Origin of the sequence: Terrisporobacter mayombei (assembly GCF_020748465.1) — a bacterium.
In the GTDB taxonomy this organism is placed as follows: Bacteria; Bacillota; Clostridia; order Peptostreptococcales; family Peptostreptococcaceae; genus Terrisporobacter; species Terrisporobacter mayombei.
In genome coordinates this window covers 60,076-73,325 of record NZ_JAHZMP010000001.1, presented here as the reverse complement: position 1 = coordinate 73,325, position 13,250 = coordinate 60,076, and the positions used below count along the sequence as shown (strand labels likewise).

The window sequence follows — 13,250 nt, the reverse complement described above, 5'->3', positions numbered from 1 at the left end:
TATTCCTCCATTTTTATCAAAATTCTTTTAATTTCATTATTCCATAATGTAGGAATTTTTCCTACAAATTAACAGGGACTATGAATTATAAAAAAATTATACTACTTTCTTTATTATAGAAGTGTTAAATTTTCTTAGCATTATAGAATTTTCATTTTTTTCTTTGTGCTACAATTAGAATAAGTTATATTAAAATACGGGGGAAATAGCAATGAAGAAATTTATAAAAATACTAATGATAGTGTTGGTCATTATTGTAGTAATATTGACAAGTGTTTTTTATAAAAGTATAAGAATAAATCAATATATAAAAGAAAACTATTCATTTGATTTAATAAATACAAGTAATTATGAAATATTTCTTTCTGGTGAAACTCACACCATGGAAAAAAGTGATAAGTTTAAAAAAGAATTTTTTACATACTTAAATAAGAAAGCTGGAGTTAAAAACATAATGGAAGAGGCAGGTTTTTGTAATGTACTTTTATTAAATGCGTATATACAAAGTGGGAATGAAGATTATTTAAAATCTTTTATGAATCAACTAAAAGGTACAATGGCCTATACTAAAGAAAAATATGAATTTTATAAATGGCTATATAAATACAACTTACAATTAGATGAAGATTCTAAAATAAATGTGTATGGCGTTGATGTGGAACACGACTTATTGGCTGCAATAAAAGGTATAAAAACTTTAATAGATAAAAATAAACCTGTGCCAAAATCCCTTCAAAGATCAATTTACCTTCTAAAAGAGGAAAATACAGGGTCTGCTAAATACCTGAAAATGGCTTATGAAGAAGATAAAAAATCTTGTGAAAAATATTTCGGTGACAAATTTATATATTTTGAAAATGGAATAAAGAACTTGTATCAAATTGGCGGAGGCGAAGATATGCGTGATAAGGTAATGATGAAGAACTTTTCATTTATATATTCACTAAAAAAAGGAGATAAATTCTTTGGACAATTTGGAAGTGAGCATATATATCAAGATTATATAAATAGTGATTTTCTTACTATGGAAGAAGTAAGATTTGGCACATTGCTCAATGGTAAGTCATCCCCAGTAAAAAATAAAGTTTATTCTTTGTTATGCGTTTATGAAAACAAAGAAGGCAATTTTCCATCAAAGAATTTTTTCAATTATTCTTATTTTGATAATATTAAATCTGATAAGTTTATTGAACTTTCAAGAGAAAAAAGTCCATTTTATCATAAGGAATACTTATTTAATGGAAGTAAAGAAAATAAAGTTACTTGTGATTATATACAAGGGCTTATGATACTTAGAAATTCTAAAAAAACACATGTATATGAAAATTAAAATGTTTTTATGGGGAGAATATATGAATATTAATTTTAAAGAAATAGATAAATCAAATTACAATACTTGTATAAATCTAAAGGTAGGGGATCATCAAAAGAATTATGTTGCAAGTAATGCAGTTTCTCTGGTGCAAGCTTTTTATGAAGAAAAGTTATATCCTATAGGTATTTATAATAATGAAGAAATGGTGGGATTTATATTATATGATTATGACAAAGAACTAGAAGGATGGTCATTTTCTAGATTTATGATAGATATTAATTTTCAAAACAAAGGCTATGGATCAAAAGCTCTGGAAAAGTTTTTAGAGTTTTTTCATAATAAATATCCAAAGGAAAATTTATATACAAGTGTAGAAATAGACAACGAAGTAGCCATGAAGCTTTATGAGAAATATGGTTTTAATAAAAAAGATTCATTTGAATATAAAATTGGTAATACTGTTTATAAAGAATTTAGAATGTTGAAGGAATCATGGTAGTTAACTTACATGATGACTAAAGGAGGATAAATTTGAATAATACTTTTAATAAATCAATTACAGAAATAATAAAAGCTAGACATTCAGTAAGAACTTACAAAGATATAGAATTATCGAAGGATATTATTGAAAAAATAGAATCTTACTTAAAAGAAATTAATAATAGTGAAGGAATCTTTGGTGGGAAAATAAGAGTCAATTTAATTGAAAAAGATGACAATGAAACTAAATTAGGAACATATGGAGTTATAAAAGGAGCTACTTATTACTTAACAGCAGCTTATGACAAAAGTGAAATGGGACTTTATGATTTAGGATACTTATTTGAAAAAGTTGTATTATACACTACCTCACTAAATTTAGGAACTGTGTGGCTAGGAGGAACTTTTAATAAAGGTAAATTTGCAAATGCCATAGATTTAAAAAATAACGAAGTTTTACCAATAGTATCTCCAGTGGGTGTTGAAGCTGATAAGAAATCCTTTATTGCTAAAGTATTTGGTAGTAATACAGATAAAAGAAAAGCATTTAATGAAATATTTTTCAAGAATAATTTTGATACGCCACTTGCTTATGAAGAAGCAGGGGATTTTGGTGAAGTTTTGGAGAATGTAAGATTAGCTCCATCTGCTGTTAACAAACAGCCTTGGAGGATAGTAAAGGAAAATGATAATTTCCATATATATAATGAAGGTAAAATAGAAATGAGCAAAATTGATATGGGTATTGCGCTATGTCATTTTCACTTAAGTGCTAAAGAAAAAGGGCTTAAAGGTGAGTTTAAAGTGTTAAATGATAAAGAAAGTGATAAATTTAAATACTTAGTATCTTGGATACTATAAAATCTAATAAGAATTAAAAAATAGTTTCGAAGTTATTAAGGGGGATTAATAGGAATGAAAAATAATAAATTTATAAATGGGAGTATATTTGTACTAAGTCTTATTTGTTTAATAATATCATGTAAATTATTTTTGAATTTAAGCATTTTTGCAGATGAGTTTAATACATCTCCAGATGTGGTATTAGGTGGGGAGTTCTGGCTTTCTATGGATTGGCTGAGAATAGGAGCATCTGCTTTAATTTGTTTCTTATCAGGTCTGAATTTATTTCAACCTCAAAAGTAACATATTTTCAAATAAATTTTTAATCATGTTAGGGTGAAAGACGAAATGATAAGAGGTAAAAAAAGAAATCCTATTGAAAGATATATAAAACAAAAGAAGGACTATGGATGGCAACTAAAAAGTGAAAATAGTGAAAATATAATATTTGAAAAAGAAGAACCAAATGGAAAGTATTTTCAAACCTTTATGAAAAATGAATTATCTTTTAGCTCTATATTTGTTATAATGTATCTAATTTTTATTAAAAGTATTAATTTAAATTACAACGTAGACTTTTACTATACAGTAACAAGCTACTGGAAAATTTTTATGTTATGTTTTGCTAATTTATTTATTATAATATTTTTAATAATATGCATTGGAGAAATAAATTATTTATTTAAACATAGAGTTAGTATACAAGGTGATAAAAGTGAGTATATAATACCAATAAAGCTAGTAAAAAGAAAAATGAAGTGTGAAAAAGTAGTGTCAATTACTTTATTATCTTTATTTATTATAGGGTTAAGTATCACAATAGGTGCCAACGTTTTATCAAAAGACAAGGTGCCAAATGTTAACCTAAATTTAAATTTAACAGAACTAAATGATAAAATTGAAGGTGAAATTGATAATTCATTAGATGTAAGAAAAACAATATTTGCAGAAGATATTTATTTGAAGCAGATTGTTTATCATCCTATTGACAAAAAGTACTATACTGATCGACTAGTAAAAGGGCGCTTGGATATAGAGTATTTTTTCAGTGATAATAAGTGGGTTTTAAATAAAAGTTTTGATAGTATTTATAATGAATTAAATGAGTACAGTTTATATAAAGAAGATAATAATTCACAAGAGCTTAAAAACTGGGGTGCAAAGAAATTATTTATAGGCGAAAATAAGGAACGTATTATTTTATATGAAGATAGGGTATTAGCTATAGATGGAGATTTTGATTATACAAAAGAAAATATAGATAAAATATTAAAAGCTTGCAATGAGTTGAAAAAGTAAAAATGGCTAGGTTGGATATATTCCTTCCTAGCTTTTTTATTTCAAAAATCATGTGATAAAAAAATAATTAACGAAAAATTGATTTCTAAGACTTACAAAATCATAAAAAAGATATGATAAACATGGTTAAAATTTAGCCTGTAGTACTTATAAATGTTGCAATTAAAAGGTTTTAATATTCTAAAAATTTAGTATATTAAATAAATACTGACTTTTCAAAATAGGATAAAACATTAAAACGGTTGTCATCTATTTAACAATAAATTAAAGAAAATTATATATTCCATGGAAAAATATCTTAGATAATTAAGTTAAAAACTAAATTACCTATAATAAATATTTTTAAATACATAAAAATAATAATTTATTTTAAAAAGTATTGCGAAAACGTTTTTTTGTATTACAATAATCAAGGAATGATTTTTTCATACTTATGAAAATGAACGCAAAATCATAACTAATATTATTTGCATGTGAAAAGGGAGGCAAAATTATGGGACAAAATTTACAAAAGAATTTAGGACTTTCAGCAGCGTTATCAACAGTTATTGGTATGGTTATAGGAGCAGGAGTATTTTTTAAACCTCAGGCAGTTTATACTTTGACTGGAGGAGCTCCGGGTCTTGGAATTCTATCATGGATCTTGGCAGGGATACTTACAATAGCTGGAGGATTAACAGCAGCCGAAGTATCAGCAGCAATACCTAAAACAGGTGGTATGATGGTATACATAGAAGAAATTTATGGTGAAAAATTAGGATTTTTAACTGGGTGGATGCAGAGTGTATTATTTTTCCCAGCAATGATAGCGGCCTTATCAGTAATGTTTGGACAACAAGTTGCTTACTTATTTGGAAATCCATCACTAAGCTTACCTTTTACAATAGGTGTAATAGTGTTTTTAGCTTTTATGAACAACCTTGGTTCAAAAACTAGTGGTGTAATACAAACAGTATCAACAATTTGTAAATTAATACCTCTGATTATACTAATGATATTAGGATTCGTAAAAGGAAATCCATCTTCAGCATCTATAATGACTCCAATGGTAGGAGAAGGAGTATCTCCTATGGGAATAGTTGGACAACTTATGATAGCTGTATTATTTGCTTATGATGGATGGATGAACGTTGGAGCGATAGCAGGTGAAATGAAAAACCCAGGAAAAGATTTACCAAGAGCGATAGTTGGTGGATTAACAGCTGTAATGTCAGTATATATTATAATAAATATAGCTTATCTTTGTGTATTACCTGCAAACACACTAGCAACTTTTGAATCTCCAGCCTCTGCAGTAGCTGAAGTTATTCTAGGGCCAATAGGAGGAAAACTAATTACGTGTGGTATATTAATATCATTATTTGGATGTGTTAACGGATATATTTTAACTGGTTCAAGATCTTTATATACTTTAGGTGTTAAAGAATTAATACCTGGAAATAAATTTATAAAAAAACTTAATAAACAAGATACTCCTGCATATGCAATAGGTGTTATAGTTGTAATTTCAATTATATACTCTTTATCAGGGCAATTTAATTTACTGACAGATTTAGCTATGTTTTCTGTATGGGCCTTCTATGTATTAACTTTTTATGGAGTAATAAAACTTAGAAAAGATAACCCCAATTTACATAGACCTTACAAAGTACCAATGTATCCTTTTATACCTATTCTTGCAATGAGTGGTGGATTATTTGTAATTATAAACCAATTATTCTTTGCAGGTTCATTTAATAGAGGAATGGCAATTGGTAGTATTGTAATAACTTTACTAGGTTTACCTATATATAATTATTTTAATAAATTAAAAGAAAAGGGTCACGGATCTAAAAAAATAGTATAAATTAAATAAAAGCTACTTCAAGCGAAAAAATAGTAGTGATAACTTAAATTATTAAAGTTATCACTGCTATTTTTTTTATTATTACGAATGATATGAAAACAAACTATCAAAAAATGTATCAATTTAAAAATGTGTGAAAATTTTGATTAATTTTAAAAGTATTGCGAAAACGTTTTTTTGTACTACAATAATCAAGTAATGTTTTTTATAGCTATGGCAAATATGGTGTGATTATAATTATTGTTTGCAATTAAAAAGGGAGGAATAGTTATGGAACAAAATTTACAAAAAAATCTAGGTCTGTCAGCAGCACTATCGACAGTTATTGGTACGGTTATTGGAGGTGGAGTATTTTTTAAATCCCAAGCAGTTTATACCTTAACAGGGGGAGCTCCGGGACTGGGAATTTTAGCCTGGATATTAGCCGGTGTACTTACAATAGCTGGTGGGTTAACGGCAGCTGAAATATCAGCAGCAATACCTAAAACAGGTGGTATGATGGTATACATAGAAGAAATTTATGGGGAAAAATTAGGTTTTTTAACTGGATGGATGCAAAGTTTATTGTTTTTTCCAGCAATGATAGCAGCTATATCAGTAATGTTTGGACAGCAAGTTGCTTATTTATTTGCTAATCCTTCATTAAGTTTACCTTTTACAATAGGTGTAATGGTATTTTTAGGTTTTATGAATAATTTAGGTTCAAAAACTAGTGGTATAATACAAACAGTATCTACAGTCTGCAAACTAATACCTCTAGTTATATTAATCGTATTAGGTTTTGTTAAAGGAAATCCATCTTCAGCATCTATAATGACTCCAATGATTGGAGAAGGATTATCTCCTATGAGCATAATGGGCCAACTTATGATAGCTGTATTATTTGCTTATGATGGATGGATAAACGTAGGGGCTATAGCTGGTGAAATGAAAAATCCAGGTAAAGATTTACCAAGGGCTATTGTTGGTGGTTTATCTGTTGTAATGGCAGTATATGTTATAATAAATATATCATATCTTTGTGTATTGCCAGCAAGTGAATTAGCAACTTATGACGCTCCAGCTTCTGCAGTTGCCGAAGTTATTCTAGGACCAACAGGTGGGAAATTAATAACATGTGGTATATTAATATCATTATTTGGATGTGCTAATGGATATATTTTAACTGGTTCAAGACCTTTATACACTTTAGGTGTGAAAGAATTGGTGCCAGGAAGTAAATTTATAAAAAAACTTAACAAACAAGATACTCCTTCATATTCAATAGGTGTTATCATAGCAATTTCAATTGTGTACTCAATATCAGGTCAATTTAATTTACTTACAGATTTAGCAATGTTTTCTGTGTGGGCTTTCTATGTGTTAACTTTTTATGGAGTGATAAAACTTAGAAAAAATAACCCAAATTTACATAGACCTTATAAAGTGCCAATGTATCCTTTAATACCTATTATTGCAATGTGTGGAGGATTATTTGTACTAATTAATCAATTATTTTTTGCAGGTTCATTTAATAGAGCATTGGCAATTGGTAGTATTATAGTAACTTTACTAGGTTTACCTATATATAATTATTTTGATAAATTAAGAGTAAAGGATTTTGGAACTGAAAAAATAGGATAGACTTTATAAATGTAAACGAAGAATAGAATAGACCCATAAATGTAAACGGTTACAAATAAAAGGATAGTTGTGATAACTTAAATTTTTAAAGTTATTGTACTATCCTTTTTATTATTAGACAGAAATTATAAGAATAAATTATCTTAAGATATATTTATAAAGTAGAATGAGAATATATTTTATAGTAAAATTATGGTGTGAAAGTAACTTACAAGAAATTATTTTAAAAGTAAGAGGCATAGGGGGAAAATAATGAAAGAAATTAAAATTTGGAAAATGATTTTGATTTATCTTGGAACTACATTTTTAGTTACATTTGGTGTAATAATATATTCATTTTTAAAAGGTATACCAGAAATGAATGATTTACAATTGTCATTTATTTTATCTTTATCAGTATTGCTGGTTACCTTAATATCAGGTAGAGTAGGTATAAAATTAGCAAAAGAAAGGTTTAATAACTTTAAGAAAGTTGCTAGTATAAAAGAAATAATAATAGTAGTAGCAACTCAGATATTTTTATCAATAGGCCTTTCTAATTTAAGTTTAGGATTTGTATCAATTACTGATAAAAATAAAGCTTTAGAGGTGGCAAATGATACTTTTGGAAACCCAACTAATAATACAGAATTGTTAATATTCCTAATTTCTATAGTAATAATAGCCCCTCTTTTAGAGGAAATAATTTTTAGAAGAATTGTTTTTAAAAGATTAAATATGAGATTTAGCTTTATTATTTCTGCAATTATATCATCTTCGATTTTTGGTATTGGGCATGAGTTTTTAGGTGTATTAGGAGCTATAGTCTTTGGTGTAGCTTGTTGTTTATTATACATAAAATATAATAACTTATTAGTGCCAATGGCAGTTCATGTTGTAAACAATTTATTAGCAGGAATTTTTACAAGTATAAGTTATTTTAATGGAAGTTTAAATGAGAAAATAATTGTTATAACAAGTTTTGATATTAAAATGAACTTTGTTGTAGGTACAATTTTAACAGCTATAACATTAATAATATTTATTAGATTTATTATTACAAATAAGCAGTATTTAAAAACTAATAGAGATAGATTACAAATTTCATAGTTTTCTCTTAATGTTAATATATGAAAAAAATATAATTGATTTAATATTAATATTGTGATAAGATTTCAATATAATTCAATTTTATATTTTAGTTTTCTAGGGTTCCGCAGTTTATGACTGGCTGGTCCGAGAGAAAACGCACAGTTATTGTGTACACGGAAGGATAAAAGCCTGGGAGATATTTTTAATAATATTCCTATGGCTTTTTTTATTACTATTTTTAAGGAGGAATAATTTCATGAAAAAATTTATAATTGAAAAAGATTTTTGTGATTTATTTCCAAATGCAAAGATAGGTATAATAACTTGTTATAATATTGATAACAGTATAAAAGATGAAATTAAATATAAAGAGATGATTATACATTCAGAAATAGAATCTTTAAAATATTTATCAAATGAGGAATTTAGTAGCAATGAAGTTATAAAAGTATGGAGAGATGCTTTTAAAAAATTTAAAACTAAAAAGGTGGTGAGAACCTCTATAGAAGCATTATTAAAAATAGTTTATAATGGATATCATATAGGTACAATAAATCCTTTAGTTGATATTTATAATTCTATATCACTAAAATATGCCCTGCCTTGTGGAGGTGAAGATATAGATACATTTTCTGGAGATGTAAGATTAACCAAAGCAGTTGGTAGTGAAAAATTTGTTACTTTAGGCTCAAATGAAAGTACACCACCATATGAAGGAGAAATAATATATAAAGATGATGAAGGTACCATTTGTAGATGTTGGAATTGGCGTGAATCAGTAAGAACTATGATAACAGAAAATACAAAAAATGCTTTTTTGTGTATAGAACTAGTTGATGAAAATAGAGTAAAAGAATTTGAAAATGCCTTAGAAGACTTGGCAAAAACAGTTCAAGATAATTTAGGTGGAACATATAAGATTTCAATTATGGATGTTAATAATAAAGAAATATCAATAATGTAGTTTTGTAAGATGAAAGATATGAAGAAATTTCAAAAGAATTAATAAATTTATTAGTAAAATAAAATATCATAATTATTCACCACCGGGTGAGTATAAGAATGTATCAAGGTTCTCCGTAGGTCTTAGAAGGAGTGCTTTGATACTTTTTTATTAGGAGGCAATATGAAAGAATTAAAAATTAAATTTATGAAGTATGTTAGTTTAAATGTTATGGGAATGATAGGTATTTCATGTTATATTCTTGCAGACACATTGTTTGTTTCCAAGTCTCTTGGAACTGTAGGTCTTGCATCACTAAACTTTTCAATACCTGTTTTTAGTATTATACAGGGTATTGGACTGATGATAGGTATTGGTGGCGCAACTGACTATTCGATTAATGAACAACAAAAGATCAGTAATAATACATCATTTACTCAGTCATTATATTTGGGTGGAATAATGTCTATTATATTTGTATTGTTAGGTGCTTTCTTTGCAAAAGAATTAAGTACATTGCTAGGTGCAGATGAAGCAACACTTTCATTGACGAAGACTTATTTGGCTACCATAATGTTATTTGCGCCATTTTTTATTTGTAACAATATTTTGCTGGCTTTTATTCGTAATGACAATAATCCTAAATTATCAATGATAGCCATGCTTACTAGTAGTTTGGCAAATATAATTTTAGATTATGTTTTTATGTTTCCTTTTTCAATGGGGATTTTTGGGGCAGCATTGGCAACATCACTTTCACCAATAATAAGTTTATGTATATTATCAATACATTTTATTAAGAAAAATCAAAACATTCATTTTGTAAAAAGTAAAATATTATTTTCAAAGATATATCATATTATGACATTAGGACTTTCATCACTTATTGGAGAACTGACGTCAGCAATATCTTTAATAACATTTAATCTAATTATACTAAGAATTGATGGAAACACAGGTGTAGCAGCATATGGTATAGTAGCAAATGTGGCACTTATTGCTACATCCATATTTACAGGAATATCTCAGGGAATCCAACCCTTGTCTAGTGAGTATTATGGTAAGGGAGATATGATGTTGGTAAATCGTATTTTACGCTACTCGATGACAACTACTATAATATTTGCGGTTTTAATTTATACAACTGTTTATATTTTTACAAATCAAATTGTGGCTATATTTAATAGTGAACACAACATGAAACTTATGATTATAGCTTCACAAGGAATGAAAATATACTTTTTAGGTTACTTATTTGCTGGAATTAATATAGTATCTTCTGCATTCTTTAGTTCAATATCAAATGCAAAACAAGGTATGACTATATCTATTTTAAGAAGTGCTTTAATCCTTATCCCTACTGTTTTATTTTTAAGTATTATCTTTAAAATGGATGGTATTTGGTATTCTTTTGTAATAACTGAATTAGTGGTGTTTATTATAAGTAGCATATTCTTAATTAAGATGAAAAATAAGTATAAAGAAGTTGTATAAAAAATTAAAAGTAGCAACTATTTTGGGACATTCCAAAGTAGTTGCTATTATTAATTAATGAAAAAGATTAATATATATCAAAAGAATAACTTAATGTGAAAAAATAATTATTCTAATATAATATATAATTAAGAAGTTATTAATTGTTTATAGCTTAAGAAGGAGGATTAGAAAATGATTCAATCAATAGTGCATATTGCTTTAGTTGTAAAAGACTATGATGAAGCAATAGAATTTTATACTCAAAAACTTCATTTTACATTAATAGAAGATACATACCAACCTGAGCAAGATAAAAGATGGGTAGTAGTATCTCCACTTGGTTCAAATGGAACGACAATTTTACTTGCAAAAGCATCAAAAGAGGAACAAGAGCCTTTTATAGGAAATCAAGCTGGGGGAAGAGTTTTTCTTTTCTTAGGAACTGATGATTTTTGGCGTGATTATAATGAAATGATAAAGTTAGGAATAGAATTTGTTAGAGATCCTAAAGAACAGGAATATGGAACTGTTGCTGTTTTCAAAGATTTGTACGGTAACTTATGGGATTTAGTTCAGTTTAAAGAAAATCATCCAATGCATAAAAGAGTAAAATTCTAGTTATTAAAATTATATAACAGTATGGAAGGTGAATTAAAATGTGTATTGAAAAAGTAAATGAGATTCATACAAAAAGATTAATTTTAAGAAGATTTAGTAAAGATGATTTGAATAATTATTATAATATTTTAAAACAAGAGCAGGTTACCAAGTGGTTAGGAACAGGGAAAAGAAAAAGTTACGATGATGTTAAAAAAACGATTGAAGTCATTGGAAATCACTGGATACAGAACAATTATGGTGTATGGGCTGTAATAAATAAAGAGAACAATGATCTTATTGGACATTGCGGATTAAAAAATATTGATAATACTAAGGACGTAGAATTACTATATGCTTTTGATCCAACAAGTTGGGGAAATGGTTATGCTACTGAATCTGCAAAAGCTGCAATTGAATTTGCTAAAACCAAGACTGACTTAAAAAAGTTAATAGCAATAGCATATCCTGATAATAGAAAGTCTCGTAATGTTATTGAAAAAGTTGGATTTCAATATAAAGGGATGCAAGAACATTTTGGAGCAAATTTATCTTATTATGAATTAGATTTATATAAGTAAAATAATAAATTTTAAAAACACATATGTTAATAAATTTACGAAGGATATAGTTGAAAGTTCAACTATATCCTTGTATAATGTAATTAGTTGAATTTTCAACTAATTTGAGGAGGATGAACAAAATAGAAAAATTAACTAATGACATACTAAGAGAAATAGGTAGTTTATCTAGAGCAATACATTCTATAAGTGATATAAAATACAAAGAGCTAAAATTACAAAAAGGGCAGTTTATTTTTTTGACTAGGATATGTGAGAATCCTGGCATTAACTTTGTAGACTTATCAAACATGTTAAAAGTAGATAAAACTACAACAACAAAAGCAGTTCAAAAATTAATTGAAGCTGGATATGTAGATAAGAAACAAGACGAAACAGATAAAAGAGGATATAAATTGTTTCTTACAGAAAAGTCGCTTGAAGTATACAATCTGATAATTGAAGAAGAAAACAAAAATATAGAAGTCTGTTTAGAGGGATTTGCAAAAGAAGAAAAAATAGTAGTAAATAAGTTAGTAAAAAGAATGAGCAAAAATATAGAAGAAGATTGGAAAAATAAAAAAAGGTAAGAGGGAGAATTTAAAATGATAAGAAAAGCTAGTTTAAATGATGTAAATAATATAATGGATATAATAAAATCAACAGTGAAAGAAATGAAAACTTACAATAATACTCAATGGGATGAAAATTATCCTCAAGCTAAAGATTTTACAGAAGATGTAGAAAGTGGAGATTTATATGTACAAGATGAAGATGGTCAAATAAAAGGGTTCATCTGTATTAACTATATAGAGCCAATAGAATATGAAGATTTAAGCTGGGGATCTAAAAATAAAGCCATGGTAATACACAGAATGGCAGTTAACACTAATCATAGACAGCAGGGAGTAGCTACCAAGTTAATGAATTTTGCAGAAGAATTAGCCCTAGAAAATAATGTTGTATATTTAAAAACAGATACTTATTCAACAAATACAAAAATGAATTCTTTGTTTAAAAAATGTGGCTTTAATCTTGTGGGAGAAATGAGTTTTCTAGGAAAAGAAAAACCATTCTATTGCTATGATAAATTATTAAAAAAGTAAAGCTAATAATGTTGTTATAAAAGGATAGAAGAAACTATTAAGTTATCTTTCTATCCTTTTTTTTGTTGATTTAAAATAGTTGTAAAATAGT

At 27.1% G+C, this 13,250-nt stretch carries 14 protein-coding genes and 1 riboswitch; all 14 genes read left to right on the top strand.

Going from position 1 to position 13,250, the window contains the following annotated elements; all coding sequences use genetic code 11:
• Positions 1-211: 211 nt before the first annotated feature.
• The 14 genes from K0039_RS00440 (at position 212) to K0039_RS00375 (ending at position 13,159) form a co-directional block, all read left to right on the top strand.
• Entirely contained in the window at positions 212-1,330 is a 1,119-nt protein-coding gene (locus K0039_RS00440; protein ID WP_228103091.1) for an erythromycin esterase family protein, read from the top strand.
• A gap of 22 nt (positions 1,331-1,352) precedes the next feature.
• A complete protein-coding gene (locus K0039_RS00435; protein WP_228103090.1) occupies positions 1,353-1,814 on the top strand; it encodes a GNAT family N-acetyltransferase in 462 nt (153 codons plus the stop codon).
• A gap of 32 nt (positions 1,815-1,846) precedes the next feature.
• A complete protein-coding gene (locus K0039_RS00430; RefSeq protein ID WP_228103089.1) occupies positions 1,847-2,656 on the top strand; it encodes a nitroreductase family protein in 810 nt (269 codons plus the stop codon).
• 54 nt (positions 2,657-2,710) lie between these two features.
• Entirely contained in the window at positions 2,711-2,941 is a 231-nt protein-coding gene (locus K0039_RS00425) for a hypothetical protein (RefSeq protein ID WP_228103088.1), read from the top strand.
• A gap of 45 nt (positions 2,942-2,986) precedes the next feature.
• Positions 2,987-3,937 carry a hypothetical protein gene (locus K0039_RS00420; RefSeq protein ID WP_228103087.1) on the top strand — a complete coding sequence of 317 codons (951 nt, stop codon included), beginning with the start codon at positions 2,987-2,989 and terminating at the stop codon, positions 3,935-3,937.
• 493 nt (positions 3,938-4,430) lie between these two features.
• Positions 4,431-5,783 (top strand): APC family permease, encoded by a 1,353-nt coding sequence (locus tag K0039_RS00415; RefSeq protein ID WP_228103086.1) that lies wholly within the window; start codon positions 4,431-4,433, stop codon positions 5,781-5,783.
• A gap of 270 nt (positions 5,784-6,053) precedes the next feature.
• On the top strand, positions 6,054-7,406 hold the full coding sequence (locus K0039_RS00410) for an APC family permease (protein ID WP_228103085.1): 1,353 nt from the start codon (positions 6,054-6,056) through the stop codon (positions 7,404-7,406).
• Between the two features lie 252 nt (positions 7,407-7,658).
• A complete protein-coding gene (locus tag K0039_RS00405) occupies positions 7,659-8,495 on the top strand; it encodes a CPBP family intramembrane glutamic endopeptidase (RefSeq protein ID WP_228103084.1) in 837 nt (278 codons plus the stop codon).
• 85 nt (positions 8,496-8,580) lie between these two features.
• A riboswitch (guanidine-I (ykkC/yxkD leader) is annotated at positions 8,581-8,675 on the top strand.
• A gap of 58 nt (positions 8,676-8,733) precedes the next feature.
• Positions 8,734-9,441 carry a B3/B4 domain-containing protein gene (locus K0039_RS00400; protein WP_228103083.1) on the top strand — a complete coding sequence of 236 codons (708 nt, stop codon included), beginning with the start codon at positions 8,734-8,736 and terminating at the stop codon, positions 9,439-9,441.
• A 162-nt stretch (positions 9,442-9,603) separates the two neighbouring features.
• On the top strand, positions 9,604-10,914 hold the full coding sequence (locus K0039_RS00395) for an MATE family efflux transporter (RefSeq protein WP_228103082.1): 1,311 nt from the start codon (positions 9,604-9,606) through the stop codon (positions 10,912-10,914).
• A gap of 174 nt (positions 10,915-11,088) precedes the next feature.
• Entirely contained in the window at positions 11,089-11,514 is a 426-nt protein-coding gene (locus K0039_RS00390) for a VOC family protein (RefSeq protein ID WP_228103081.1), read from the top strand.
• Between the two features lie 38 nt (positions 11,515-11,552).
• The gene (locus K0039_RS00385; RefSeq protein WP_228103080.1) at positions 11,553-12,074 is read left to right on the top strand and encodes a GNAT family N-acetyltransferase; all 522 of its coding nucleotides are present in this window, start codon (positions 11,553-11,555) and stop codon (positions 12,072-12,074) included.
• Between the two features lie 113 nt (positions 12,075-12,187).
• Complete coding sequence (locus tag K0039_RS00380; RefSeq protein WP_228103079.1) at positions 12,188-12,643, top strand: MarR family winged helix-turn-helix transcriptional regulator; 456 nt, start codon at positions 12,188-12,190, stop codon at positions 12,641-12,643.
• Between the two features lie 15 nt (positions 12,644-12,658).
• Positions 12,659-13,159, top strand: a complete 501-nt coding sequence (locus tag K0039_RS00375; RefSeq protein WP_228103078.1) for a GNAT family N-acetyltransferase — start codon at positions 12,659-12,661, stop codon at positions 13,157-13,159.
• Positions 13,160-13,250 lie beyond the last annotated feature (91 nt).